The 25,446-nt window shown below is 63.2% G+C and carries 24 protein-coding genes; 8 read left to right on the top strand and 16 right to left on the bottom strand.

The features are described 5' to 3' along the window. Positions 1 to 29: 29 nt before the first annotated feature. A complete protein-coding gene (locus tag L5014_RS00435) occupies positions 30 to 1,205 on the top strand; it encodes a porin (RefSeq protein ID WP_238461622.1) in 1,176 nt (391 codons plus the stop codon). 8 nt (positions 1,206 to 1,213) lie between these two features. On the opposite strand, the gene L5014_RS00430 is transcribed toward L5014_RS00435, so the two are convergent. From L5014_RS00430 to L5014_RS00410, 5 genes are all read right to left on the bottom strand, one after another. Next, positions 1,214 to 2,263: a LysR family transcriptional regulator gene (locus L5014_RS00430; protein ID WP_274389196.1), complete on the bottom strand. Its 1,050-nt coding sequence runs from the start codon at positions 2,261 to 2,263 to the stop codon at positions 1,214 to 1,216. A gap of 132 nt (positions 2,264 to 2,395) precedes the next feature. Next, on the bottom strand, positions 2,396 to 2,665 hold the full coding sequence (locus L5014_RS00425; protein WP_238461620.1) for a hypothetical protein: 270 nt from the start codon (positions 2,663 to 2,665) through the stop codon (positions 2,396 to 2,398). 217 nt (positions 2,666 to 2,882) lie between these two features. Beyond that, positions 2,883 to 3,269, bottom strand: coding sequence for a type II secretion system major pseudopilin GspG (gspG, locus tag L5014_RS00420; RefSeq protein WP_238462102.1), 387 nt, complete (start codon positions 3,267 to 3,269; stop codon positions 2,883 to 2,885). A gap of 24 nt (positions 3,270 to 3,293) precedes the next feature. Then, entirely contained in the window at positions 3,294 to 3,518 is a 225-nt protein-coding gene (locus L5014_RS00415; RefSeq protein WP_238461619.1) for a hypothetical protein, read from the bottom strand. Between the two features lie 251 nt (positions 3,519 to 3,769). Continuing rightward, positions 3,770 to 4,672, bottom strand: coding sequence for a LysR family transcriptional regulator (locus L5014_RS00410; RefSeq protein ID WP_238461618.1), 903 nt, complete (start codon positions 4,670 to 4,672; stop codon positions 3,770 to 3,772). A 110-nt stretch (positions 4,673 to 4,782) separates the two neighbouring features. Between L5014_RS00410 and L5014_RS00405 the strand changes: the two genes are divergently transcribed. From L5014_RS00405 to L5014_RS00375, 7 genes are all read left to right on the top strand, one after another. Next, a complete protein-coding gene (locus tag L5014_RS00405; RefSeq protein ID WP_238461617.1) occupies positions 4,783 to 5,106 on the top strand; it encodes a MoaF-related domain-containing protein in 324 nt (107 codons plus the stop codon). A 27-nt stretch (positions 5,107 to 5,133) separates the two neighbouring features. After that, a complete protein-coding gene (locus L5014_RS00400) occupies positions 5,134 to 6,078 on the top strand; it encodes an LLM class oxidoreductase (RefSeq protein ID WP_238461616.1) in 945 nt (314 codons plus the stop codon). Then, the gene (locus tag L5014_RS00395; protein WP_238461615.1) at positions 6,075 to 7,313 is read left to right on the top strand and encodes an MFS transporter; all 1,239 of its coding nucleotides are present in this window, start codon (positions 6,075 to 6,077) and stop codon (positions 7,311 to 7,313) included. The genes L5014_RS00400 and L5014_RS00395 overlap by 4 nt, the downstream gene beginning before the upstream one ends. Before the next feature lie 106 nt (positions 7,314 to 7,419). After that, positions 7,420 to 8,226 (top strand): 2,5-didehydrogluconate reductase DkgB, encoded by an 807-nt coding sequence (gene dkgB / locus L5014_RS00390; protein WP_238461614.1) that lies wholly within the window; start codon positions 7,420 to 7,422, stop codon positions 8,224 to 8,226. A 723-nt stretch (positions 8,227 to 8,949) separates the two neighbouring features. Beyond that, the gene (locus tag L5014_RS00385) at positions 8,950 to 10,071 is read left to right on the top strand and encodes an alkene reductase (RefSeq protein ID WP_238461613.1); all 1,122 of its coding nucleotides are present in this window, start codon (positions 8,950 to 8,952) and stop codon (positions 10,069 to 10,071) included. Positions 10,072 to 10,349: 278 nt separating this feature from the next. After that, positions 10,350 to 12,395, top strand: coding sequence for a hypothetical protein (locus tag L5014_RS00380; RefSeq protein WP_238461612.1), 2,046 nt, complete (start codon positions 10,350 to 10,352; stop codon positions 12,393 to 12,395). Between the two features lie 76 nt (positions 12,396 to 12,471). After that, on the top strand, positions 12,472 to 13,254 hold the full coding sequence (locus L5014_RS00375) for an alpha/beta fold hydrolase (protein WP_238461611.1): 783 nt from the start codon (positions 12,472 to 12,474) through the stop codon (positions 13,252 to 13,254). A gap of 5 nt (positions 13,255 to 13,259) precedes the next feature. Here the strand turns inward: L5014_RS00375 and L5014_RS00370 are convergent, their stop codons facing one another. The 11 genes from L5014_RS00370 to L5014_RS00320 form a co-directional block, all read right to left on the bottom strand. Next, positions 13,260 to 14,231 (bottom strand): helix-turn-helix transcriptional regulator, encoded by a 972-nt coding sequence (locus tag L5014_RS00370; RefSeq protein ID WP_238461610.1) that lies wholly within the window; start codon positions 14,229 to 14,231, stop codon positions 13,260 to 13,262. Between the two features lie 239 nt (positions 14,232 to 14,470). Beyond that, positions 14,471 to 15,886, bottom strand: a complete 1,416-nt coding sequence (locus tag L5014_RS00365) for an MFS transporter (RefSeq protein WP_238461609.1) — start codon at positions 15,884 to 15,886, stop codon at positions 14,471 to 14,473. A 40-nt stretch (positions 15,887 to 15,926) separates the two neighbouring features. After that, positions 15,927 to 17,183 (bottom strand): NAD(P)/FAD-dependent oxidoreductase, encoded by a 1,257-nt coding sequence (locus tag L5014_RS00360; RefSeq protein WP_238461608.1) that lies wholly within the window; start codon positions 17,181 to 17,183, stop codon positions 15,927 to 15,929. Continuing rightward, positions 17,180 to 18,142 (bottom strand): VOC family protein, encoded by a 963-nt coding sequence (locus L5014_RS00355; RefSeq protein ID WP_238461607.1) that lies wholly within the window; start codon positions 18,140 to 18,142, stop codon positions 17,180 to 17,182. The genes L5014_RS00360 and L5014_RS00355 overlap by 4 nt, the downstream gene beginning before the upstream one ends. Positions 18,143 to 18,165: 23 nt before the next feature. Beyond that, a complete protein-coding gene (locus tag L5014_RS00350; RefSeq protein WP_238461606.1) occupies positions 18,166 to 19,671 on the bottom strand; it encodes an aldehyde dehydrogenase in 1,506 nt (501 codons plus the stop codon). A gap of 79 nt (positions 19,672 to 19,750) precedes the next feature. Then, positions 19,751 to 20,581 carry an aspartate dehydrogenase gene (locus tag L5014_RS00345; protein WP_238461605.1) on the bottom strand — a complete coding sequence of 277 codons (831 nt, stop codon included), beginning with the start codon at positions 20,579 to 20,581 and terminating at the stop codon, positions 19,751 to 19,753. Further along, complete coding sequence (locus L5014_RS00340) at positions 20,574 to 22,232, bottom strand: thiamine pyrophosphate-binding protein (protein WP_238461604.1); 1,659 nt, start codon at positions 22,230 to 22,232, stop codon at positions 20,574 to 20,576. The genes L5014_RS00345 and L5014_RS00340 overlap by 8 nt, the downstream gene beginning before the upstream one ends. Further along, a complete protein-coding gene (locus L5014_RS00335; protein WP_238461603.1) occupies positions 22,225 to 23,052 on the bottom strand; it encodes an SDR family oxidoreductase in 828 nt (275 codons plus the stop codon). The genes L5014_RS00340 and L5014_RS00335 overlap by 8 nt, the downstream gene beginning before the upstream one ends. Next, positions 23,049 to 23,924, bottom strand: a complete 876-nt coding sequence (locus L5014_RS00330) for an IclR family transcriptional regulator (RefSeq protein WP_238461602.1) — start codon at positions 23,922 to 23,924, stop codon at positions 23,049 to 23,051. Before L5014_RS00330 ends, L5014_RS00335 begins: the two co-directional genes overlap by 4 nt. A gap of 19 nt (positions 23,925 to 23,943) precedes the next feature. After that, complete coding sequence (locus tag L5014_RS00325) at positions 23,944 to 24,834, bottom strand: alpha/beta fold hydrolase (protein WP_238461601.1); 891 nt, start codon at positions 24,832 to 24,834, stop codon at positions 23,944 to 23,946. A 51-nt stretch (positions 24,835 to 24,885) separates the two neighbouring features. Next, the gene (locus L5014_RS00320) at positions 24,886 to 25,422 is read right to left on the bottom strand and encodes a cupin domain-containing protein (RefSeq protein ID WP_238461600.1); all 537 of its coding nucleotides are present in this window, start codon (positions 25,420 to 25,422) and stop codon (positions 24,886 to 24,888) included. Positions 25,423 to 25,446: the final 24 nt, after the last annotated feature.

Here is a 25,446-nt window from a genome sequence, read left to right as displayed (position 1 = left end):
AGCAAAATAATAATCCCGTAAGACCAAGAATGAAAAAGAAGATTCCGGGGATTATGCTGCTAGGCGGGATTGCAATCACCGCGCACGCGCAAACCAAAATAGCGCTTTATGGCCTTTTTGATGCAGGCATCAGCTACGCGAACCATAGCACCCTGCAAAGCGCAGGTCCTTCACATAGTGTGGCCAAGTTCGACGATGGTGTGTCGCAAGGCAATCGATGGGGTATGCAAGGTAGCGAATATCTCGGAGACGGGCTGAAGGCCATTTTTATCATCGAGAGCGGCATTAGCCTTGGCAATGGCAAACCTGGCCAAGGTTCACGCGAGTTCGGTCGCCAGGCGTTTATCGGGCTTTCAAAGAAAAGTATTGGTACGCTGACCTTCGGTCGCCAGAACTCGTTGACTAAGGATATTCTGCTCAACTATACGACGGCCAGACAGACTCCAGCCGGAAACTATGCGTACCACATTGCCGACGTCGACCAGATATCGTCAAGCCGTATAGACAATGCGATCAAGTTTCTAAGCAGGAATGCTTATGGCTTCACGTTTGGAGCCATGTACGGCTTCTCGAATCAGCCAGGGGAATTTTCCGGCTCGCCGGCATCGAATACCCGCGCTGGTTCGGGACGAACGTACAATTTCGGCACGTACTATGCGGCGGGACCGTTTAGCGCGGGCATGACCTGGTTGGACATTCGTTTTCCTGCGACCAGTGGCTATCCGTCGCCGACTGCCTTCGCCAATGTCCAGCCAGCCAGGCTTTCCGGCGCGACAATCAAGGATTTGCGCACATTTGGTATTGGCACCAACTATACGATTGGTGCGACGACGATTTGGGCGCTGTATACAAACACGCGCTTCGTGCCCGTCTCCGGTCAGGCAACGAGGTTCGATGCGTATGAAGCTGGCGCGAAGTACGCGTTCACGCAGGCAATGACGACCGGCCTCGGATATATTTACATGAACACCAGAGGCAACAATACGGCCGGTCACTGGAATCAGCTTGACGGAAGCATCGACTACGCGTCCAGCAAGACAACCGACGTCTACTTGCTCATGGCCTATCAGATCGCGTCGGGCCACGTTCGAGGACAGCCGTTGCAAGCGTTGATAGGTTCCAGCCAGACCGCTTTCTTCGGAACATCGGGCAGCAACGCCAATAACCAACTCGCTTTGCGCCTCGGCATTCGTCACAAGTTCTGATCATCCGATCATTCGGTCCCGCCCGCATACACCACGATTGCCGATTGCTCTCGCGGATGAGGACTTAGCCGAATTGGGGCCTCGCCACGCGAATGCGAAGTCAGGCCACGAGCTTGCAGAAACTGCTGGTCGTGCGAAGGATTCCCATGGAAGTGAAATGCGTGTTGTGGCGCGGAGCGGATTAAAGGCAGGTCAAAGTGCGAAACCGCGAAATCGACGAATGCGCGCACCTTGCCTGGCAGGAGTTCACGCTCCTGGTAGACCAACTTGATGGTTACGTCGTCATTCTCGATACGATACTCGCCCAATACCTGCGTTAGCGTGCCGATCCGCACGTCGTTCGCGACCGTGAATTCGGGTAAGAGAGCGATACCGGCGCCCGCGAGGGCAATCTGTCTTTGCAGCAATGAACTGTTTACGGACACGCATGCGTCGAGTTGCACGCCGTGATTCGCTCCACCTCCGTCGCTCCAGAGAAATGTCTTCCCACGAGCCACATGCGTAATGACGCGATGCTTTGCGAGGTCGGTCGGCCGCTGGGGTGCCTGTGCCCTCATCAGGTAGGCAGGAGACGCAACGGCAACCAGTGGCGAGCGTGCGAGCGTGCGCGATACCAGAGTGGTGGAATGGATCATTCTATCCGCCACGACACCGACGTCAAAACCGCCGCCGAGTAGATCGACTTCCGATTCAGTTAGCGTAATGTTCAACGACACATTAGCGTGGCGCTCCTGGAAATCGGCAAACAGTGCGCCAAGTTCAGGTGACATGAGGCTCCCGAGCACTGCGACATGCAGACGACCGGAAATTCGACTCGAATCCGCCATCGCACTCGATTCGATTCTTTCGAGGTCGGATAGCAGTGCACGACAACCATCGGCATAGCGCGAGCCCACATCCGTCAACACGACCCGGCGGGTCGAACGCTGTAAAAGCCGCACGCCGAGGTGTGACTCGAGGTCGCTGACAAGCCGCGTCACTCGCGCCGGAGAGAGATGCAATTGCTCGGCTGCCCGTGCGAAGCCGTGCAAATCGACAACTTTCAGAAAAGTGCGCATTGCTGCGATATGGTGTTTCACAATGATACTCAAATCCGATTGATAAGCGGGACACCCATTTTGAATGCACATATCGCGTTGGTCTGCCCGCAGTCGCGTACGATATCTGGACAGAGGCCATGCGCGAAAGGATCAATTCCCGAAATAGATATTGCAGAAGCTTGCAGGGCCAACGCATTTCGGCGCTTTGTTGCTTGCCGGTACTATTGGCGCAGGTGTGACCGCAATGACCGCATGCTCGCGATGGACCGCCTCCGTTGCCGCAACCTGCACCGGCTGTGTCTGGCCGGCCTCGACGGCTGGCTCCTGATCAGCGGTACTTTGCTGCGCGAAGGCAGTGACACCAAAGCCAAATACCGTGACAAGCAGCAAGATGAATTTGGTCGATTGCACTCTAAACATTACGTACTCCAACATAATTAACATGGAACTCACGAACTGCTGAATCAGGATGCAAACTCAAGAACAGCGTTTATTTCTCATGAGCGACAATAGAATTGTCGAGCAAATCAGGAATCACGTCCAAGCAGAATTTTCGATCTTTTCTATAAGGGGAAACGATTACTCTTTTCTTCGAAAGGAGGCCAACGCTGCGGCGATTCCGTCGGCGGCGCACGGACTACTCCCATGAGCCCAAGTCGGCGTCGTCGCCTTCGCCGCCATGCCGGGTGTCCTGGCCGTAGCTGAATACGTCGATCTCGCCATGCACACCCGGATTGAGATACTGATACGCGTTGCCCCACGGGTCCTCGGGCAAACGCTCAAGATAGCCGCCTTCCTTCCCGATGTTCGACAGCGGATCGGTGTTGGGCTTTCCAATCAGCGCATGCAGACCTTGCGCCTGCGTCGGATAGCGGCCCTTGTCCCGATGGTAATGATTCAGCGCCTGCATGAGTGTGGCAATGTCCTGTTTCGCGAGGTTGCTCTTGACCTCCTCGGGTCTCTTCACGATCTTCAGGACGATAAGCACGGTCGAAAGAGCCAGAATCGCAACCACGACCTTCATCCGGGCTAGCACATTGCTCACGCGTCAGCTTCCAAAAAACACCGTGCAGAAAGTCAATGGGCCGAAGCACTGTTCACTTGTTGTCACGAGATCCGATAGGCCAGCCAGAATGGAGGCGACGACCTGTTCGCAATCGGATGTTGCGTGCAGACTATCCGCCTTTGCGCTGGTCTGCGCCGTTACGGCCGCGACCACCCCGACAGATACAAGAACGATAGCCGTAAGGCGCAGCATCGATTGCTTCTTCAATTTCGATTCCTCACCGATTTCGAACCGACACGAAGAAGCATGTGTTACGCGGCGCGCGAAGTCCAAGGAGAAATATAGATACGGGTCATTAGGCAAATCGATAATTTCATGATCGCGCCTTTGAATTGACATGTTAGCTCTGTATCTAATCCTTTGGCTCAACCCGGCACGTGAAGCGCTATTCTGATTTGATATTCGTCCGCGCAATAGTGAATGCCATAAGTAGAATCGATGACGGCTCTCTGCCGCCCTTACCTCTCAAACTCCGTCCCGCGCACCGCCTCGATCAAATAATCCACAAACGAGGCAATGCGCGCTGAGATCGCGGTATTCCGGTAATAAACCGCATTGATCGGCTGCCGGACATCCTGGGTCTGACGCGTGAAAAGCGGCACGAGTGTCCCGTCGCGCCGGTCGCGCGCCGTCATGAAATCGGAAAGACACACGATGCCGGCGCCCGCCAGCGCAAGCTGCCGCAGCGTCTCGCCACTCGACGACCAGATCGTGGGCGCGATTCGGTACGGCTCGTTGTCCGGTCCCGATATCGGCCAGACATTGAGCGTCTCGGGCTGATTGAACCCCAGCAGCGCGTGCTTCGCGAGATCCTCCACGCGTTTGGGGTGCCCATGGGCTTCCAGATACGCAGGGCTCGCGAGAATGCGCACGCGGCTGCGGCCCACGGGCCTGCCGTGCAGCGTGGAGTCCTTGAGCGCGCCGATCCGGATCGCCACATCCGTGCGCCGCTCCAGCAGATCGATGATCCCTTCGTTGCTGTTGAGTTCCAGTTCGACCTGAGGATAGCGCTCGCGGTAGCCCTGCACGAGGGGCACGATCACATGGAGCATGAACGGCGTGGCCGCATCCACACGCAGCCGCCCCGAGGGCCGCTCGCGGCGCGCGGCCATCTGCTCTTCCGCACCCTCCACCGATGCGATGATCGCCCGCGCATCGGTCAGAAACGCCCGCCCTTCCTCCGTCAACTCCAGACGGCGCGTCGTGCGGCGCAGCAGCGTGGTCTTGAGCTTGTCCTCCAGCCTGCCGAGGGTGCGGCTCGTCGCCGAGATCGTGAGGCCGAGTTGTTGCGCAGCGGCCGTGATGGATCCGCTGTCGACTACGCTCACAAAGGCTTGCAGCTCATCTAGTGTGATTTTCATTGTTGATTTCAAATCAAAACATATTCGTTTATAGGCTAGTTTTTAATCAAAAGTAAAGGGCGCACACTTCGTCCAGTCCTCTTTTTCCCAGTTAGCAGGAGCACACGAGCATGAACGCACCGACCCATCTTCCCCCCTTCGCGGGCAAGACATTCGAAGTCCGCTACGACGGCCTCACCGCAATCAATGCCTATGCCGAGGACGGCATCCACATGCGCTACGAGATCACCGAAGGCGATTTCACCGGCGCGAAGGGCGAAGTCGCCTATACGTGGCAGCACGTTGCCGGCGAGATCTACGCGATCTCGTGGCAGGAAGCCAACCGCGCGACCGTCGTGCATATCGACGACTTCGCGGCGGGCACGTCGCGCTCGTTCTTCACCGCGCCCTCGCTCGACTTCTTCCGGCTCGAAGGCAGTCTGCGCGCAGTCTGAGCACGAAACTCCGAACCCGATTCGATCATGTCCACTTCACTCGAAAAACTGACGCAAGGCGGCTTGAGCATCGGCATCGAACTGCCGCTCGACAACGACTGGTCGCCGGGCGGCGACGCAAAGCGCCAACGCGACGGACGCCACCACGGCGTGCCTGACATCGAGCGCCACGCGGAACTCGCGCAGCTCGCGGATACGCTCGGCTTTCGCGCGCTCTGGGTGCGCGACGTGCCGCTGTACGATCCGTCATTCGGCGACGCTGCTCAGGTGTTCGAAACATTTTCCTATCTCGGCTACCTCGCCGGCATCACGCGCAACATCCTGCTCGGCACCGCCGCCGTGGTGTTGCCGCTGCGCGAGCCGCTCCTCACGCTCAAATCGGCCGCGTCGATCCAGACCTTGAGCCGCGAGCGCCTGATACTGGGCGTGGCGAGCGGCGACCGGCCGGTGGAGTATCCGCTGTTCGGCCGCGACTACGAATCCCGTGGGGCCACCTTCCGCGAGCAGATCGCGCTTTTGCGCAGTGGCGCGCGCGGCTATCTGCCGGCTGGAATCGAAGTGCTGCCGCAGACGCGCACGCCGCTGCCCCTGTTCGTCGCGGGGCTTGCGCAGCAGCAGCCGGAATGGCTCGGCAAGAACATGGACGGCTGCCTCGCGTACCCGGGCACGCCAGCGGACCACGCGCGCCGCGTCGCGGCATGGCGGGAAGTGGCCGGTGCGAAGCCCTACGTGAGCTTCATCCATCTCGATCTGGCCGAGGATCCCGACGAGCCCCTGCAACGCCATCGCTTCGGCGCGCGCGCGGGCCGCCATGCGCTTATCGGCGAACTCGATGCAATGCGCCACGCGGGCGTCGATCACATCGCCCTGCATTTCCGGCGCAATCGCAGGCCGCTCGACGAGACGTTCAACGAAATCGCCAGTGAAGTGCTTCCCCAATTCCATCAAGACATGACGGAGCAACCCGCATGAACCAGGCACAACTATCGAAGCCGGATCAGTCTGAACAATCCGGACATGCATGGCTTTCGTTGCTGGCGCTCGCGATGGGCGCGTTCAGCATCGGCACGACCGAGTTTTCTCCGATGGGGCTGCTGCCCGTCATCGCTCAGGGCGTGCACGTCTCCATCCCGACCGCCGGCATGCTGATCACCGCCTACGCGATTGGCGTGATGGTCGGCGCGCCGCTGATGACGCTCGCCTTTTCGCGCTGGTCGCGCAGAACGGCGCTCATCGCGCTGATGAGCATCTTCACCATCGGCAATCTGCTCTCGGCGGTCTCGTCGAACTACACGACGCTGCTGCTCGCGCGCCTCGTCACGAGCCTCAATCACGGTGCATTCTTCGGGCTGGGCTCGCTCGTCGCCGCGAGCGTCGTGCCCCGTCACAAACAGGCCAGCGCGGTCGCCACCATGTTCATGGGCCTGACGATCGCGAACATTGGCGGCGTGCCCGCCGCGACGTGGCTCGGCCAGACCATCGGCTGGCGCATGTCGTTCGCGGCGACCGCGGCGCTCGGCGTGATCACGATGCTGATTCTGCGCATGGCGCTGCCGAAGGGCGAAGCCGGAAAAGTGCCGCACGTGCGCGGCGAATTGAAGGTGCTCACCCGCCCCGTCGTGTTGATGGCGATGGCCACGACCGTGCTCGGCGCCGGTGCGATGTTCACGCTCTACACCTATATCGCGCCAACGCTCGAACACCTTACCGGCGCATCGCCCACCTTCGTGACGGCCATGCTCGTGCTCGTGGGCGTGGGCTTTTCGATCGGCAACGTGGCGGGTGGCCGGCTCGCGGACCGCTCGCTCAACGGCAGCCTGATCGTCTTCCTGGTCCTGCTCGTGGCCATCATGCTCGCGTTCCCGCTGCTGGCGAGAACGCATATCGGAGCCGCTGCCGCCGTCGTGGTCTGGGGCATCGCCACCTTCGCCGTGGTGCCGCCCTTGCAGATGCGCGTGATGCGTGCCGCTTCGGAAGCGCCGGGGCTCGCTTCCTCGGTCAACGTGGGCGCCTTCAATCTAGGCAATGCCCTGGGCGCGGCGGCCGGCGGCGCGGCGATTTCAGCGGGATTCAGCTATGCCGCGGTGCCCATCGTGGGCGCCATGATCGCCGCTTCGGGCCTGGCGCTGGTGTTCGTGCAGATGGCGCTACAGCGACAGCAGCCACAGCATAGTTCGGCACGCGATCTCCCGCCGACCAATATTTGATTTCAATTCAATTGAATTTCGCGTTTATTACTGTTTTTTGCATAGATCGAAGTGGGCACAATGCCTGCATCGACACCGCATTTCCATCACAGCCCCGGAGAACCTCATGAGCAACATTCCCGCATTCGGCCTTGGTACCTTCCGCCTGCAAGGCCAGGTTGTCATCGACTCGGTGCGCAATGGCCTGGAACTCGGCTACCGCACGATCGACACCGCACAGATCTACGGCAACGAAGCCGAAGTGGGCGAAGCCATCGCCGCCTCGGGCGTCGCGCGCAAGGACCTGTTCCTGACCACCAAGATCTGGGTCGACAACTATTCGCGCGACAAGCTGATTCCGAGCCTCAAGGACAGCCTCAAGAAACTGCGCACCGACGAAGTCGATCTCACGCTGATCCACTGGCCCGCGCCCAATAACGGCGTCTCGCTCGAGGAATTCATGAGCGCGCTGGCCGAAGCGAAGTCGCAAGGCCTCACGAAGCAGATCGGTGTGTCGAACTTCAACATCGAACTCACGAAGCAGGCCATCGCCGTGGTCGGCAAAGAGAACATCGCGACCAATCAGATCGAACTGAGCCCGTATTTGCAAAGCCGCAAGCTCGTGGGCTTTCTCCAGCAAGAAGGTATTCACGTGACGTCGTATATGACGCTCGCTTACGGCAAAGTGCTCGGCGACCCGGTCATTCGCGCGATTGCGGAACGACGCCATGCGACGCCGGCGCAGGTGGCGCTCGCCTGGGCGCTGCGGCTCGGTTACTCGGTTATTCCTTCGTCGACGAAGCGTGAGAATCTCGCTAGCAATCTGCTTGCGCAGACGCTGCAACTGAGCGACGAAGACATGGCGGAGATCGCGGCGCTCGAACGCAATGGCCGTGAAGTGAGCCCCGAGGGGCTCGCGGCGAAGTGGGACTAAAGCGCAGGGTATGGTGGCTTGCGGTGCGATAGGGTTTTTTGCTTTTTCGCTTTTTTCGCGTTTCCTTGTTTTCGTGTCGGTCTATTAGCGTTGCCCCTGTGCGGGGCGGCACCTACTTTTCTTTGCAGCCGCAAAGAAAAGTAGGCAAAAGAAAGCGGCTCAAACCGCTAGTGTTACGCAGTGGACCACTTGCCGTTAATCGGAGCGGTTCCGGAGCGTCTGTCACCACGCGCCGTATAACGGAGTGACAAAGGGCTCATTCCTCCGGCGGCGCTGCGCGCCCCGTGGGGCATAACCCAAAACCAGAGGAATGCATACGAATCGATGCTGCGCGGGCGTATTCGAGTGCCCGCGCAGTACGTGTGGTTTCCCATGCAGACCCGACCGCTGCGCGCGTAGCGAGCAGCGGGATGTGCGGGGCCTTTGTCACTCAGTTTGAAGGTGCGAGGTGACGGATGCCCCGGAACCACTTCGATCACAGGCAAGAGGTGGACGGCGTCACACTGGCGGTTTGAGCGGCTTTCTTTTGCCTACTTTTCTTTGCCGCTGCAAAGAAAAGTAGGTGCCGCCCCGCACAGGGGCAACCCAGGCAGACCGACACGAACACAAGGAAACGCGAAAAAAACGCGAAAGGACCCGCGAAAGCCAGTCTACAACCCCAATCCACCTAACGCCGACCTTGAACACTCGCGGCGTACACGCCGCCCCAACAGGAAATACATCGTGAATCATGATCCACTTTTCCAGCCTCTCAAACTCGGCGCACTGACACTGCCCAACCGCATCGTGATGCCGCCGATGACGCGCTCGCGCGCCAGCCAGCCCGGCGACGAAGCCAATACACTGATGGCCGAGTACTACGCGCAGCGCGCCGACGCAGGACTCATCGTGAGCGAAGGCACGTATGTCGCGCCGCTCGGCAAGGGCTACGCGTGGACGCCCGGCATTCACACGGCCGGTCAGATCGAGGGTTGGCGCAAGGTGACGACCGCGGTTCATGCCAAAGGTGGCCATATCTTCGCGCAGCTCTGGCACGTGGGCCGTCTGAGCCACACGAGCCTGCTCGGCGGCGCGCAGCCGGTGTCGTCTTCGGCGCTGCAAGCCAAGGGCGTGAACGTGTTCATCGCGAGCGGCGACGACGGCGTGCCGGGCTTTGTTCAGGCATCCGAACCACGTGCGCTGAGCGTCGACGAGATTCGCGAAATCGTGAGCCAGTACCGCACGGCGGCGCGCAATGCCATCGAAGCGGGCTTCGACGGCGTCGAGCTGCATGCAGCGAACGGCTATCTCGTCAATCAGTTCATCGACTCCAACGCGAACACGCGCACTGATGAATACGGCGGCTCGCTCAAAAACCATCTGCGCTTCCTCGACGAAGTGACGCGCGCGCTCGTCGAAGGCACGGGCGACGCGCAGCGCGTCGGTATCCGCCTCGCGCCGCTCACGACGCTCAACGGCTGTGAAGACGCCGACCCGGAAACGACCTATCTCGCAGCGGCCCAAAAGCTCGGCGAGATCGGCGTGGCCTATATTCATATCGCCGAAGCCGACTGGGACGACGCGCCTCATATGCCGCTCGAATTCAAGCGCAAGCTGCGCGCCGCCTATCCGGGCGTGCTGATTTACGCGGGCCGCTATACGGGTGAGCGCGCACGCGATGCCATCGACGCGGGCTGGGCCGATCTGATCGCGTTTGGCAGGCCGTTCGTCGCCAACCCCGATCTCGTGCAGCGCCTGCGCGTTGGCGCACCGCTCGCGCTACACCAGCGCGAAACGCTGTTCGGTGGCGGCGCTAAAGGTCTAACGGATTACCCCGTGCTCGACGAGAGCGCCGCTGCGGCCTGAGCAGCGCGCATGCGCTGACGCGACGTGGAGCAGAGCGCTCCCCTCGCGCCACGCATCGCCGCCTGTATTCGTCTGTTGTTTGCAACATTCGTTTGCCAGCAGTTTGTCTGTTGTTTGCCTGGTTCATTTGCATCATTCCCGACGGCCTGCAATCCAGTTCTACTTGAAATGCTCACGCGGCCTGGCGCTGCGCCTTGCGTTTGTTCATCGACCGCAAGGCACGGATGACCCCGCGCTCGTGGATCGAGTCGAACCGTATGCAAACGAAAGGAATCGCCATGAACAATACAAACGCATCCTGGCAATCCGAAGCATCGCGGCGGGGTGTCACCGCGATGGCAACCCTCGCACTGGCGGCCCTTTCCGCCTGCGGCGGGGGTGGTGGCGATGGCGGGGGCGGAGGCGGTAGCGCAAGCGCTCCCGCGCAGGTGACGGGCACCGTCGCGAACGGCCAGGCCGTTGCGCAGGCCACCATCACGGCCACCGACGTCAACGGCACGACCGCCACGACCACGGCCCACAGCGACGGCACCTACTCGCTCGCGGTGAGCGGTCTCACGGCGCCCATCGCGCTTGTCGCGACAGATCCGAGCGGCCAGGCCAGCCCGATGATCGCGGTGCTGCCACTCCTGCCGACCGCCGGGCAGACCGGCGTGGCCAATGTCACGACCTTGACCACGGCCGTCGCCGCGCTGCTGACGCCGGACGGCAACGCCATGGACTTCGTGACGAAGGGCTCGTCGATGGGGCTCAGCGGCGTGTCGGTGGTTGGCGCCGAGACGGCCAAGGCGACGCTCAACGCCTATCTCGCCAACCTGCTGGGCGCGGTGGGACTGCCGGCGACGTACGACCCCGTGGCCACCACGTTCACCGCGAACCACACGGGTACCGACGCGTTGATCGACATGCTCGCCATCGTCCCCGAAGGTGCAAAGACCTATCTGATCTACAAGACGCCGGCGAGCGGCAGCACCACGACGCAAAGCGCGGCCTACCTCGCGCTGAACGACAACTCGACGCCGGCCAACGCGCCCGTGGCGCCGGCCGTGAGCGCGAGCACGATCGCCAATATCGAGTCACTCCAGAACTTCCTGGGCACGCTGCCTGCCGCGCTGCAGTCGTGCGGGGCCGCCGGCGGCACGGGATCGGCATGCAGTGGCCTGATCGACGCCAGCTACCAGGACAACGGCTACACGAACATCACGAAGTACGCGCCGGGCCTCGCTTCTTCGAGCCTCAACATGAATGGCTCGACGCCCACGACCGTAAGCGTGAACCAGGCCGGAACGAGCGCATTGGTGGCCGTGCCCTATGGCCTGTCGAGCGCGCAAGGCAGCCAGGGCCAGTACACGCTCTACACGACCGTTCATCAAGCGGCCTCGGGTAGCTGGAATATCGTCGGCAACCAGCTTCCGTACAACATGTCGGTCTCGACGCGCACGACCTATCGCTCCTTCCACGACAGCTTCGTCAACGCAAGCGGCAACCCCGATCAATCGGTCTTCGACGCGGGCGTGACCCTCGATATCAAACTGGACGGCACAGGCAGCGCGATCAGCTATGCGCTCGTCACGGGCCCCGGCTTGCCGGCTTCGGGGTTATGGTTGACCCGCTCGAGCGTCACGGGCGTCAACTATCTGTCGATCGCGGTAACGCAGCCCACCTCTGCGCCCACCACCGCGTTCACGACCGGCAGCAACACCAATGAATTTCGCTGGGACTGGATCACGCCGAACGGCAGCGCCTTTACCCCGCCGCAACGAGGCTACTGGGCGACCAGCAAGCTCGACGTGAGCAGCCTGCCGGCCAGCAAAACGTACGCATTCACGCTCTATGGCGCGAACGGCAGCGTGATCGGCACCTACAACGTGGAGAGCACGACGCAGTTCGTCGATGCCTCGCTCGGCAAGTCCACCTTCATGAGCGGCGACTGGCCGAGCGTGAACGCCGATGTGATCAGCGGCTTGCTCTCCGCAAGCGGTGCGCAGGCTGGCGCGCAAAGCTCGGTGACGGTGGACTTCACGCGGCCGCCAGCGACCTCGTCATTGACGCTCACCGGCGTGAGCGTGCAGAGCGAAGGTCAGCAAGGCTGCGGCTATCAGCAGGCGAGCGGCGTGACGCCGGGCACGACCTCGGTCACGCTGACCGCCTCGGGCACCAACACCTGCAGCACGACCGCCGGCAACAATCAGTTCCTCGCGATCAACAACAGCGCGAACGAGGCGTACCGGATCGTGCAGTTGCAGAGCAAGAACCCGCTGGGGGTGCTGTTCTATCTCAACGAGACCTACCGCAGCGGCACGAGCGCGCCGGACGCCGATTAATTCGCCTTAGGGTCCACTCCACGCAACGTCCGCCCGCGCCAGGGCGGGCAACACTCGCACATCTTGCGGAGCGAGCATGAGCTCTCCCCTATCCACGCTGTTCCTCCATGGCGGCCCGGGGCTCTCGTCGATTGCCGAGCGCGATCTCTACGGGCGCACGCTGCCCATTCACTGGTGGGACCAGCCGCGCTCGGTCGTGCTGTTTGCGCGGCCGTTCGGCGCCCTCGTCGAAGCGGCGGAGGACGAAATCCGCATGCTTGCCGACACGACCGGACGGCCCGTCGATCTGCTCGCGCATTCGTTCGGCGCGCACCTCGCGCTGCGGCTCATCGAGCGTGTGCCTGCCCATATCGGCAAGCTGTGGCTGCTCGCGCCGGTCTATGACATCGGCGATGCCTTCGTGCGGCTCGCGACGCGGCTGCTGACGCGCTCGCCGTCGTCGGAGCCGCTGCTCGCCGCACTGGAGGAATTCAAGGCAACGAGCGATTACGAGCGCTTCGCGCGCCTCGCGGTTCAGGTCACGAGCTTTGCAAACCTGTTCGAGCTTTACTGGGGCGCGGGCGCGAACACGCGGCGGCGCTGGTATCTGGATCTGCTTGCCCGCCATAAGGTCATCGACCCCAGCGCGTTCGAGGTCATCGTGCGCGACTTCTGGGCCGATCCGCTGCCGCCCCTCGAGCCCGTGCCGGGCGTGCAAAGGGTGCAACTGGTATTCGGCCGTGAGGACCCGCTCATCGATCTCGAAGCCGAGCGGCGCATCTGGATGCAGCTATTTCCGTGCGCGCAATACACCGAACTCGTAACGGGCCATTTCATCCATCTCGAAGCCCCGGCCTCTCATTGGTGGAAAGCGGTTTAGGGTCTCTAGTGCCCCGCGCGCCTGAGCTGCTGCACGAGTTCGGCATTGGAATGCACGCCGGCGCGCTCGTGTATTGCCTGCAGATGATTGCGAACGGTGGCGGGCGCGATGTCCAGCGACCGTGCGATCTCCTTGTGCGTGAGGCCCTCGGTCACGAGTTGCGCGACTTCGAGCTCGCGTCGTGAAAGCGCGTCCACGGGCAGGCGCGCACGGGCACGAACAAAAACCGTATCGTGCAGGACTTCGATGAAGAACAACGCGGCACGCCCCTGAAAACTCGTCTGCGCCCCGGTGCAGGCGAGGCGCGTGAGATGCGGCGGCAATGCACGGTGCGCAAGGCCGGGCCATTCCTGACGCAGCCGGTCGCGAAAGGCGGGCTCGACGAAACGAAAGTTTCCTGCCGCATCGCAGACTGCCAGCGACCACACGCCTGCGCCGCCATGCGGCCTGAGACGCTCCATATGAAACGCGAGGCTCGTTTGCAAGGCCTCCGTGAGGTGCGGAAACACCACTTCGAGCGTTTTGCGCTGCGCCTCGTCGAATGGCGTGTCTTCGTATGCGCCATACAGCGAGATCGCCTGACGCAAGCCGTCTTCGCCGGACTTGCAGCCGACGATCAGGCCGTGCATATGGCGATAGCGGCGCACATAGTTCCCTAGCCCCGGATGGCTGGATTTTCCAAACAGCGCGAAAAGCGGAAAATTGGCCACGGTGCCCAGATGCGTAAGGCACCACGTGGCACAGCGATCGTGTTCGCGAATGGTTTCGTAGTCCTTGAGCGACTCGGGGGAGTCGTTATAGAGATAAGGCGCATGAAACTGGGCGCCGCGTGCGTCGTGGCGGGCCGTGCCCCAGCGTGCAGCGTCGAACGGCACGAGCTGCCTGAGCAGCTTGAGCGCATGATCCTGAAAGTCTTCGAAGGGCACTTCACGCGCCGCGCCATGCAACGAAAGAAGAAAGCCACTGAGCTCATGCATGGCTGCCTCCGTTTTCAATTCTTGCTTATTACCCCCAGCTAAAAACGGAAAACAGCAGAATCAAATCTTTTTCTTGGTTTTTATGTTGATAGCACAGAATCGATACGCATCCAAGGGACATTGCGATTGATATGTGGGCTCGCAATCCATCGTATAACGCGGATATTCGGCGGGTTCTTCATACATTTCGAACGGAATCGCGATCGCCACGACGCGATTCCTCATATATAAGCTGGCGCTCAGGCTTCCAGTTGTTCGAGCACCTTGCCCTTGGTTTCAATACCGAGAAAGTGCACCGTTATAGCCGCAAGGAATGGCACGGCGGCAAGGATATAAAACGCCACGTCCAGATTCCCGCCAATCATCGTCTTCGAAACGATAGTGGGCGCGAAGATGGCCGCCACCTTGAGCCACGCGCCGCCCATGCCGCAACCCATCGCGCGGATGCTCGTGGGATAAAGCTCGGGCGTGTAGACGTAGGCGGTAATGAAGCCGCAGGCGAGCAGGCCGAGCGACAACGCGCAGAACGTCGCCACCACGTACACCGACATGGCGTGGCAGATGCCGGCCAGCGCGAGCGACACCGCGCACAGCACGAACGAGACATTGATGATGGGCTTGCGGCCCACTTTGTCCACCAGCAGCGCGCAGGTAAGCGAGCCCAGCACGCCGAGCACCGAGGCGGCCACCGCGAGATTGAGCGCGAGCTGCAGCGGCGCGTGATAGACGTTGCGGTAGATCGTCGGCAACCAGGTGGAAAGCCCGTACTGGATAAAGCCGCACGTCATCCACAGCATGGCGACCGCGAGCGTGCGCTTGAGGTAAGCCGGCCCGAACAAGTCCTTCACGCGGCGCTTCGGATGACGCTTGACGAGCGTATCGAATTCAGCGGCGTTCGTGACCGGATCGAGCGGTCCCTTTGCGGTGCGCTCGAACGCGCTCACCGCGTCGTGGGCCTCTTGCAGGCGCTCACGTTCGGCGAGCCAGCGCGGCGACTCGGGCACGAGCCTGCGCAGCACGAAGAACAGCACGAGCGGCATCGCGCCGATGAAGTACATCGCCTGCCAGCCGAAGCGCGGCACGACCCAGGCGCCCAGCGCATTCGACGCGAGCAGGCCAACCGGGAACACAATTTCGTAGAGGAGCACGAAACGTCCACGGCCATGAGCGCGGCTGACCTCGTTGATATAGGTGGCGGCCACGGGCAGTTCGCCGCCCAGACCCAGGCCCTGGACCACGCGCAGCGCGGCGAACGCCATGAACGACGGCGCGAAACCGCAAGCAATGCTCGTCACGCCGATGATGCCCGAACTCCACGCGATCGCACGCACGCGGCCCTGACGTTCCGCGAGCCACGGAAACAGGAAGGCGCCGAACAACTGGCCGACCGAGCCCGAGGCGATCAGAAAACCGATCTCCCACGGCGTGAGATGCCACTTCTGGATCAGGATCGGCAGGGTCGCGGCAATCGCGATCACGTCGAAACCATCGAAGAAGGTGGCAAGGCCGATCAACAGGCGCGCGCGCACCTGCATGGCGTTGGCCGGCAGCCGTTCGAGCCGCGCGATGATCGATCCGCGCGTAAGCGGCCCGCTGTACGGCTCGACGATTGTGGCGCTACCGTCATGGCCGATGGTGGTGTCGAAAGTTCTCATGCCTGTCGTCCCGTCTCCGTGTTGTCTCTTGTATAAGGCCTTAAGCGAGGGCCTTGCTGGTGTCCGTGAGCGCCGCGATATCGACTGCGCGCCCCTGGCTCATCCATTTGCGTGCGAGCTTGAGATCGCGCGCCGAGTTGATTGCGATGACGCCGCGCAGATGCCCTTCTTCCACGAAGAAGAGCGTCGCGCGCTTTTCTTCGAGGCTGCCGCGCAGCGCCGGGGCGACGCCGGCCGGAATGTCGCCGAGGATCTGCAGATTCACGTCGTACTGATCGGACCAGAACCACGGGATCTCCGCATAGGGCGTCTTCACGCCCAGCACGGCCTTGGCCGCGGCAATCGCCTGATTCTGCGCATTGGCCCACGATTCCAGGCGCACGCGGCGCTTGAGCCACGCGTTCGGATGATTCGCGACGTCGCCGCACGCGAATACATTGGAATCCGAAGTTTCACCGAATTCGTCCACGACGATGCCGTCTTCCACCGCGAGCCCCGCTGCTTCGGCAAGCGCCGTATGCGGTGCAAGACCGATGCCGGCCACGGCGAAATCCGCATCGAGCGTGCTGCCGTCCGCGAAAGTCGCGCGCACGCCGCCAGCGCGTATGCCATCTTCAGCGCGGTCTTCAAGCGAAACCAGCGCCGCGTTCAAGCGCACGTCCACGCCATTCGCGCGATGCAGATCGAGCAGGAAGTCCGACACGTCCTGCGGCAGCGAGCGCGCGCACAGACGCGGTGCGCCTTCCACCACCGTCGCTTGCACGCCGAGCTTGCGCGCCGTCGCGGCCACTTCGAGCCCGATCCAGCCGCCGCCCACCACCAGCACGCGCTGGCTGCGGCGCAGCCGCTCGCCCAGCGCCATCGCCTCGTCGAGCGTGCGCAGATAGGTCACGTGCGCGCTCTTCGCGATGCTCGCGGGCAGCTTGCGCGCCGCGCCGCCCGTGGCAATCACGAGGCGGTCGTACTTCACTTCGCGGCCCGCGCGCGTCGTGACCACGCGCGCCGCGCGGTCGATCGACGTCGCGCAGTCGGGCTGCCAGGCTTCGACATTCAGCGCAGCGAATTCGTCGGGCTTCGCGATGCGCACCGTTTCGATATCGGCCTCGCCCGCGAGCACGGCCTTCGAAAGCGGCGGGCGCTCGTAGGGCAGATGCGCTTCGTCTGCGATCATCACGAGACGGCCGGCAAAGCCTTCCTTGCGTAGCGTCTTCACGACCCAGCCCGCGGCCTGGCCGCCGCCGATCACGACGACGGTGCGCGGCGCTTGCGTTGCGGCGCTTTCGTTTTCGGCGCTCATTGCTTACGCTCCGTCATGAACTTGCCTTGCGGCGCATCGGCGTTCTTCTGGCGGCGCGTATTGCCGTCGAGACCGCCGTCGATGGCCCACTCCGCGAACACGGTCGGGCCCGGCTCGAATTCGCGCGGCTGCCATTCGGGCGTGAGCACGTCTTCGTCTGCGTAATACTCGATCAGGCCGCCGGCCGGGTTCTTGAAGTACCAGAAGTACGCCGAGGAAACCGGATGCCGGCCCGGGCCGAGCTGCGTGGTCCAGCCGCAACGGCTGATATGCAGGCCGCCGCCGAACACCTCGTGAATATCACGCACGGTGAAAGCCACGTGATTGAGGCCCTTCTTGCCGTCGGGCAGCGCGAGCAGGAACAGGTCGTGGTGGCCGCCGTGCGGCGCGCAGCGCATGAACGCACCGCGATTCGGGTAGCGGTCCGACGTCTCGAAGCCGAGCAGCGCGTGATAGAACTGCTCCTGCTCAGCGAGGCAGTTCGTGAAGAACACCACATGGCCCACTTCCACGGGCTCCGCGCGCTCGTAAATTGGCGACGGCGTATCCACGCGCAGCGTCTGGCCCCACACGTTCGAGGGTGACCCCTTCAAATCGATCTCGCGGCGGCGCGTCACTTCCACGCGAATCGCCATGCCTGCGGGGTCGAAGCAGCCCACCGCTGCCGGCTCGCTGTAATAGCCGGGCTGGCCTTTCAGGCGCTCGCGCAGCGCGTCGAGTTCTTCACGCGTGGCCACGCCCCACGTCACTTCGCGCAGCGTCGGGCCCGCTTCGAATGCGGCGGGCAGTGTTGCGTCGTTCGCGTCGGCCAGCAACACCGTGCAGCCGTTGAGCGTTTCGAAACGCGCGCGCGCGTCGTCGTGCGATGTTTCCTTCAAACCCCAGTCGGCGAAAAAGCGCCGGCAGGTTTCGAGGTCGGTCACGCCGTAGGTAATCTGTTCGATGCCGAGAATCGTCATGTTCATTGCTCCGTTACGCGCGCTCAGGCGTTGGCCCAAGGCAGCGGCGCGTCGTTCAAGCCCCAGTAGAGGCTCTTTTGCTGCATGTATTCGCGAATGCCGAGGCGCCCTTTCTCGCGGCCCATGCCGCTCTCTTTCCAGCCCGAGAACGGCGTGGAAATCGAGAACAGCTTGTACGTATTGATCCAGACCGTGCCCGCTTCGAGCTTGCGGGCCACGCGCCACGCGCGCTTGTAGTCGCGCGTCCAGATGCCGGCGGCCAGGCCAAACACGCTGTCATTCGCTTCTTCGATCAGTGCGGCTTCGTCGTCGAAAGGCATCGCCACCAGCACCGGTCCGAAGATCTCTTCCTGGCAGATGCGCGCACTGTTCTGGAGTCCTTCCAGAATGGTCGGCTGATAGAAGAAGCCGTTCTCACGACCGTCACCCACGGGGCGCTCGCCGCCGCACAGGAGACGGCCACCTTCTTCGAGACCGATCGCCACGTAGCGCTCCACCGACTCGCGGTGTTTGGCCGTGATGAGCGGACCCATCTGCGTGTTCTCACGCGTCGGGTCGCCCACGCGCAGCTTGCGCGCGCCATCCACGAGTCGCTTCATGAACGCGTCGTAAATCGAGCGCTGCACGAACAGACGCGAACCCGCGATACACGCCTCGCCCGACGAACTGAAGATGCCATACAGCACGCCATTCACGGCATGATCGAGATCGGCGTCTTCGAACACGATAGTCGGCGACTTGCCACCCAGTTCGAGCGACACCGGCATCAGTTTTTCCGCCGCGATGCGCGCGATGCCCCGGCCCACTTCGGTGCCGCCCGTGAACGAGACTTTCTTCACGAGCGGATGGCGCACCAGCACATCGCCGATCACCGAGCCCTTGCCGGGCAGCACACTCAAAATGCCCTTGGGCACGCCCGCTTCCTCGCAAATGCGTGCAAGCGCGAGCGAGACGAGCGGCGTGACTTCGGCGGGCTTGAGCACGACCGCGTTGCCGGCCGCGAGCGCGGGGGCGAGCTTCTGTGCATCGGAGGCGATCGGCGAATTCCACGGCGTGATTGCCGCGATCACGCCGATGGGCTCGTGCACACTCATCGTCAGATAGTCGCCGCGCGGCGGCGTGAGTTCGTCGTCGAGCGTTTCGAGGCAGGCCGCGAAGTAGCGGAACGTGTTGGCGGCGCTCGCCACCAGCACGCGCGTTTCGCCGACGGGCTTGCCGTTGTCGCGGCGCTGCAACTGCGCGAGCGCTTCATGACGCTGCATGATGAGGTCGGCGATGCGATAAAGCACCAGCGCGCGCAGATGCGGCTTCATCCCAGCCCATTCGCTGTTCTTCCACGCTGCGTGCGCTTTTTCGACCGCCTCGCTGGCGTCTTCGGCGCTCGCCGTCGAGACCTCCATGTTCACCGACTGGTCGGCGGGATAAAGGCTCGCAAAAGGCGCGGCGCGGCCCTGGCGCCACTCGCCGCCAATCAGGATATCGCCCGTCGGTACCAGATCGCGAACCAGGCTCGTATCGAATGGAGTCATGTCAGAGGTCTCTTTGTTTCAGTGCCAGCGATGCAGTGCATATGCACGCATCGCCGGTGATCGCTTCAAAATCGCTTCGTCAGATCACGCAGCGCGCGGCCCGGTTGCGCAGCGCGCGAATCGCGCTGTACGCGGTGAGCGCCGAGGTCTTCGGGTTATCGGGCAGCGGCTTGCCGCACATCTCCAGCGACATCTCGCCAAACGCGCCGCGCGCGACGATGCGGTGCACGTTGCGCTCGACGGCCGGATCGGCAATCAGGCGCACCGTGGTCTGGTCGAGGCCGAGGCCCGCAATCGCGATGGTGGCCGCCACGTTCGCGTTCTTCGGAAAGAGCCGCGCCGCTTCGCGCGCGCTGCCTTCGAAGATCACCTGCTCTCTCGTGAGCGCACGCAGATCGCAGACCTTTTCCGCCGGCGTATCGAGCCAGCCGAGCGGCGGCTTGCGGCCCGTGTACAGCACTTCGTCGAGGCCGCCGAGCTTCGCCGCCGAAAGCGCATCGATGCCGCCAATCGCGCCGGACAGCAGCGTGACCGTGGCGCCGCCTTCATCGGCGGCGAGCGAGAGGCGCTCGAGCAAGTCGACGTCGGAGAGCGCGCCGATCGAGTTCACCGCGCAGTCGGTGCCGCTTTGCAACAGCGGCACGACGTGATCGATCAGCGCCGCATGGCCCGCGCATTCGAGCGCGAACTGCGGCCTGGTCGAAAGCGCGTGCACCGACGACACCACTTCCACCGCGCCGTCCACCTGCTCGCGCACGGCGGCGGCGTGACTCTCAGGCACGATCACGTGCGAGACATGCACGAGCGGGTCCGCCGCGACTGCGCGATACACCGTCTGCCCGATCGCGCCGAAGCCGATCATTGCGATGTCGATGGGTGCGTGCATGTGGTTGGCCTTGTGATCAGGCATGTTGCGGCTCCTGCTTGCGCACCGGCGGGCCCGCAAACACCGTCTCGAAGCTGCCCACGGCCTTCATGTCCACTTCGAGCAGCACCGGGCCTTCGTAGGCCATGCCTTCGCTGATCACGCCGTCCGCTTCGTCGAGCGACGAAAGGCGGAAATGCTTGAGACCCAGGCTCGCGCAAAACTGCGAGAACTCCGGCTGGTGCAGATCGACGAACATGCGGCGGCCGCCGTACTGCGCGTCCTGAATGTTGCGGATCACGCCGTAGCACTGATCGTTCATCAGCACGATCATCACGTTGGCCTTTTCCTGCACGGCCGTCGCGAGTTCGCCCACATTCACCATCAGGCCGCCGTCGCCCACGAGGCACACGGTCTTCGCGGCGGCGTTCGCAAGCGCCGCGCCAATCGCCATCTGCATGCCTTGGCCGATACCGCCGCCGAGCGCGTGCACGCCCGCACGCGGCGAGAAGATCTTCAGCAGACGGTTGCCCCACGTGCTGTTCGAGATCGTGACGTCGCGCACCCAGTTATAGTCGCGGCCCACAGCGCGTTGCAGCGCTTCCACGAGGCGGCGATACGGACCGAGCCCCTTGGCCGTTTCCGACACGGCGATCTCGCGCGCTTCGGCCAGATCGGCGGAGAATTGCGGATCGACCTTGATGCGGTTTTCGAGGCGCGTCGCGAGCGCGTCCAGCACGCGGGCGGAATCGCCATGGACGAACAGCGCGTTGCGATAGCCGCGGTTGTCGGCGAGCGCGTCGGCGTCCACGCGATAAAGCGGCTGCGGCAGACCGAGCTTGTACTTGAGCGTTTCATTGCCGCGCAGGCGCGAACCCACCACGAGCATCGCATCGCAAGTCTTGTAGAAGCGCTCGACCGAAGGGCTCACGTTGAACGCGCCCAGCGTGGCCGGATGATCTTCGGGCAGCACGCCACGGCCCTGCACGCTCGTCACCACGCCAAAACCCAGCGCGACGAGACGCTCCACCGCAGCGCGCGCGTGACGCGTGCCGCCGCCGAGCCACAGCAGCGGACGCTTCGCCTTCGCGAGTTCGTTCGCCAGTTGCTCCACGCGCGCTTCGTCGTGCGTGAGCGTCGTGAGATGCGGAGCGCTCAGGTCGGCGGGCCATTCGGTCAGCGCGGCCTGAATGTCGATGGGGATCTCCACGCTCACCGGGCCGCTCGGCGCGGTTTGCGCGATGCGCACGGCTTCGCGGATGGTCGGCAGCGCCGTTTCGACCGAGCGCACGCGGAACGCGGCCTTCGAGATCGACTGGAGCATCGACAATTGATCGGGCGCCTCGTGAATATAGGCGAGGTCCTGATCGAGGTATTCGGTTTCGATCTGGCCGGTGATGTGCAGCACCGCGGTGCCTGCCGTGAGCGCTTCGACCATCGCGCCCGCTGCGTTGCCCGCCGCCGTGCCCGTGCTCGTGAACGCCACGCCGAGGCCGCCCGAGACGCGCGCCAGCCCGTCCGCCATATTGAGCGCGCCCGCTTCGCCGCGCGCACCCACATAGCGAATGTTGCCGCGACGGCCAATGGCGTCGAGAATCGGCATGTTATGAATCGAGATCACGCCGAAAGCGGTTTGGACTCCGCATTGTTCGAGGAAGGCAGCGATCAGTTCGCCGACGGTGGTTTGATTAGACATGACGTGCAACGCCTCCAGATACATCGATATGACTGCCCGTCGTATAGGACGACAGGGACGTGGCCAGATAAAACAGCGCCTGGGCCGCTTCTTCGGGACGGCCGAAGCGGCCGAGCGGAATATGTTTCTTGCGTGCGAGCTCGCGGGTCCAGTCTTCCCAGCTCTGACCGGCGGCCTGCGCCTCGCTGTCGGCTTCGTAGCGGCGGCGCCATTGGCCCGACTCCACGATGCCGATCAGAATCGAGTTCACGCGAATGTGCTCGGGCGCGAGTTCCACCGCGAGCGACTTGATGAGGCTGAGCACACCCGCGCGCGCCGAAGAGGTCGCCACCATGTGCGGCTCGGGCTGCAACGCAAGCAGCGAGTTCACGCAGACGATGGACGCGTTGCCCGCGCCGTTTCCATGCTTCGCCGCGTTGCGCAGCATCGGCAGAAACGCGCGCGTCGGGCGAATGATGCTGAAGTACTTGAGGTCCAGTTCTTCGCGCCAGGCTTCGTCGCTGGTATTGGCGAAGGTCGAGACGCGACCCTGGCCTGCGTTGTTCACGAGCATGTCGGCGCGGCCGAAACGCTTTTCGACTTCGCCGGCAAAAGCGGCAACGTCGTCAGCGTCGAGCACGTCGCAGCGCGCGGCCAGCAATTGCGCTTGCGGATGGCGCTCGCGCAGTTCGCGCTCGGCGCGTGCGAGGCGGTCGTTGTCGCGCCCGCAGATCGCGACCGCTGCGCCCGCGCGCAGAAAGAGTTCGGCGGCGGCGAGGCCGATGCCGGACGAACCGCCCGTCACCACCGCAACCTGGCCGGTCAAATCGAGTTGAATCATTTGATCCCCAATGCCTTCATATAAGGCGAGCTCTTGCCTCGCGACGCCTGCGGACGATAGTTCAGGCGTTTCGAGAGTTCATCGGCGGTGTGGCGCACGCGGTCGATCAGGCCGCCGTCGAGCAGTTGCGTGTCGATGCCGGGGCGCGGAATGGTCGTCGTCACCACGGCGGCGATGCGGCCCGTGTCGTTGCGCACCGGCGCCGAGACCACCGAAATACCGCGCTCGAACGACGACTCGCTCACGGCGTAGCCGCGCTCCGCGTCCTCGCGAATGCGCTCGTAGAGCGCTTCGACCGTTTCCGGCGTGGAGGGCGTATAGCGTTCGAGTTGGGGCTCCGGATAGAGCGCGCGCAGTTCTTCCAGCGTGAGATCGCCCATCAACACCTGGCCGTGCGTCGTGGCGTGCGCCGGGAGGCGCGTGCCGACGTTCACCTTCACCGAGCTGAAAATGGGCGCATGGCTTTGCGCCTTGGCGACGAACACGATGTCGCGTCCGTCACGAATCACGATATGCGAGGTCAGCCCGGTTGCGTCGCGCAGCGACTCGATCAGCGGCAGGCCGAGATCGGTCAGCTCGAGCGAGCTCAGATATTCGAAACCGAGGCGCAGCACGGCCACGCCCAGGCGATAGTTGCGGTCGCGGTCGGCGCGCTCGAGAAAGCCGAGCGATTCGAGTGTCTGCAACAGACGAAACACCGTGGTGCGCGGAATGCCGAGGCGCCGCGACAGTTCGGGCGCGTCGAGCACCGGCTCGCGCGGCGAGAATTCGGTCAGAATGCGCAGGCCCCGTTCCAGACCCGGCACGCGATAACTCGTGTCGTTGCGGTCTGCGTCGGCGTCGGGGGACGCGCTGGCGACGTCGGGTGTCATTCCTTAAGCTCCGTAGTACTTAATGTGCAAGGCAGAATGTATCGATCAGCGCGCTGTATGCATCAGGCCGCTCGATATACCCTGCGTGACCGGCGCGCGGCACGGTCTGGAACGGCGCCTGCGCAATTTGCGCAAGCCGCTCGCAGGCCGGCGGCGGCGTAATCGTGTCTTCGGCGCCCACGGCAACGGCCATCGGCACCTTGCCCACGCAGCGCGCGAGGTCGGCGGCGAGGTCGGCGTTCGCGAGCAGATGCGTGGCTTGTGCATAGCCGTGCGGCACGACGCGCGACATGTTCCAGCGCACCCAATCGCGCGCTTGCGCGCTGGCGTGCGGAGAGAGCATGTTGGCGCTGCGTTTTTCCGCGAGACCTTGCGGGCCGAGTTCGGCCAGCATCGCGAGGCGCGCGTCGCGCTTCTCTTCACGCACGGCGGCGTCGGCCGCGCCATAGCCACCGGCAGGCGAGAGCAGCAGCAAGCCGCTCACACGCGCCGGATAGGCGGCAGCGAAAGCGCCCGCGATGATCGCGCCCAGCGAATGCCCGACCAGCACGCAGCGCGCGATATCGAGCGCATCGAGCCAGTCGGCCAGCACGCGCGCATAGTCGGCGGCAACGGGCGACGCACTCGCCACCGGCGTGGAAGCGCCGTAACCGGGCGCATCCCACGCGAGCACGCGGCGCGAACGTCCTGACGCTTCACCCAGCGCTTCGAACTGCTGCACCCACGAAGCCGCACCGGAGCCAATGCCATGCAGGAGCACGAGCGGCAGTGCCGCTTGACCGCTTTCATCGATTGCCTCGCGATAGCTCACGCGCGCCTCGCCGGCCCGCACGTCGCGCAGCGCAAAGCGCGCGAGACGCGTTTCGAGCGCGGCGGCTGATGAGGCGGCAGTGTCGATCGCCTGGTTCATGACTTCGGTATCCGTTGCTGATTCGTGGGCCGGTTGCTTTACTGCGTCGTCTTACTTCGCTTCACGCTTGATCTTCGCGAGCGGCGAATCCGGCGGGTAAGTCGGCGTGATGGGCTTCGACGAACCAAGCATCACGCACATCAGCGCGTCTTCCTCGCCGATATTGATTTCCGTGCGGTACACGCCCGGCGGCACCGAGATCAGGTCGCGCTCGCCGAGCACGGCTTCCCACGTCTCGCCGTCCTTCTCGCAGATCACCTTCATCTTGCCGCGCAGCACGAAGAAAATTTCTTCGACGTCCATATGAATATGGCTCGGGCCGATGTTGCCGGCCGGGATCACCATGGTCGAGAACGTGAAGCCGCCAGCCGGCACGGTGTTGGTATCCTTCGCGACGCCGGTGCCGCCGGTGCCCACGTAGCGCATTTGCGCGCGGCGGTACTTCGGGTCGTAATCGGCCTGGAACTTCAGCGCATCCCAGTCGTAGCGGCGCGTTTCGTAGCGCGCCACGCGGCTGTTCATCCAGTCGTCAAAACTCGCTTCGGCGGGACGGTCCCACGACTTGCTCTCGATTTCGACATCGGCCATCGTTTTCTCCTTGGATTCCTGCAA

The sequence above is a fragment of the Paraburkholderia tagetis genome (assembly GCF_022213065.1).
In the GTDB taxonomy this organism is placed as follows: domain Bacteria; phylum Pseudomonadota; class Gammaproteobacteria; order Burkholderiales; family Burkholderiaceae; genus Paraburkholderia; species Paraburkholderia tagetis.
Note: the sequence above shows the minus strand (reverse complement) of the source record. Positions and strands in the feature narration are given on the sequence as shown.

Excerpts from the sequence above, each read along its gene's own strand:
- L5014_RS00425 (WP_238461620.1), bottom strand. The coding sequence starts at position 2,665 with ATGTTTAGAGTGCAATCGACCAAATTCATCTTGCTGCTTGTCACGGTA.
- L5014_RS00355 (WP_238461607.1), bottom strand. The coding sequence starts at position 18,142 with ATGACGATTCTCGGCATCGAACAGATTACCTACGGCGTGACCGACCTC.
- L5014_RS00360 (WP_238461608.1), bottom strand. The coding sequence starts at position 17,183 with ATGAGCGCCGAAAACGAAAGCGCCGCAACGCAAGCGCCGCGCACCGTC.
- L5014_RS00325 (WP_238461601.1), bottom strand. The coding sequence starts at position 24,834 with ATGAACCAGGCGATCGACACTGCCGCCTCATCAGCCGCCGCGCTCGAA.
- L5014_RS00380 (WP_238461612.1), top strand. The coding sequence starts at position 10,350 with ATGAACAATACAAACGCATCCTGGCAATCCGAAGCATCGCGGCGGGGT.
- gspG (WP_238462102.1), bottom strand. The coding sequence starts at position 3,269 with ATGAAGGTCGTGGTTGCGATTCTGGCTCTTTCGACCGTGCTTATCGTC.
- L5014_RS00395 (WP_238461615.1), top strand. The coding sequence starts at position 6,075 with ATGAACCAGGCACAACTATCGAAGCCGGATCAGTCTGAACAATCCGGA.
- L5014_RS00330 (WP_238461602.1), bottom strand. The coding sequence starts at position 23,924 with ATGACACCCGACGTCGCCAGCGCGTCCCCCGACGCCGACGCAGACCGC.
- L5014_RS00320 (WP_238461600.1), bottom strand. The coding sequence starts at position 25,422 with ATGGCCGATGTCGAAATCGAGAGCAAGTCGTGGGACCGTCCCGCCGAA.
- L5014_RS00345 (WP_238461605.1), bottom strand. The coding sequence starts at position 20,581 with ATGCCTGATCACAAGGCCAACCACATGCACGCACCCATCGACATCGCA.
- dkgB (WP_238461614.1), top strand. The coding sequence starts at position 7,420 with ATGAGCAACATTCCCGCATTCGGCCTTGGTACCTTCCGCCTGCAAGGC.
- L5014_RS00400 (WP_238461616.1), top strand. The coding sequence starts at position 5,134 with ATGTCCACTTCACTCGAAAAACTGACGCAAGGCGGCTTGAGCATCGGC.
- L5014_RS00435 (WP_238461622.1), top strand. The coding sequence starts at position 30 with ATGAAAAAGAAGATTCCGGGGATTATGCTGCTAGGCGGGATTGCAATC.
- L5014_RS00335 (WP_238461603.1), bottom strand. The coding sequence starts at position 23,052 with ATGATTCAACTCGATTTGACCGGCCAGGTTGCGGTGGTGACGGGCGGT.
- L5014_RS00375 (WP_238461611.1), top strand. The coding sequence starts at position 12,472 with ATGAGCTCTCCCCTATCCACGCTGTTCCTCCATGGCGGCCCGGGGCTC.
- L5014_RS00430 (WP_274389196.1), bottom strand. The coding sequence starts at position 2,263 with ATGCGCACTTTTCTGAAAGTTGTCGATTTGCACGGCTTCGCACGGGCA.
- L5014_RS00405 (WP_238461617.1), top strand. The coding sequence starts at position 4,783 with ATGAACGCACCGACCCATCTTCCCCCCTTCGCGGGCAAGACATTCGAA.
- L5014_RS00365 (WP_238461609.1), bottom strand. The coding sequence starts at position 15,886 with ATGAGAACTTTCGACACCACCATCGGCCATGACGGTAGCGCCACAATC.
- L5014_RS00370 (WP_238461610.1), bottom strand. The coding sequence starts at position 14,231 with ATGCATGAGCTCAGTGGCTTTCTTCTTTCGTTGCATGGCGCGGCGCGT.
- L5014_RS00350 (WP_238461606.1), bottom strand. The coding sequence starts at position 19,671 with ATGACTCCATTCGATACGAGCCTGGTTCGCGATCTGGTACCGACGGGC.
- L5014_RS00340 (WP_238461604.1), bottom strand. The coding sequence starts at position 22,232 with ATGTCTAATCAAACCACCGTCGGCGAACTGATCGCTGCCTTCCTCGAA.
- L5014_RS00410 (WP_238461618.1), bottom strand. The coding sequence starts at position 4,672 with ATGAAAATCACACTAGATGAGCTGCAAGCCTTTGTGAGCGTAGTCGAC.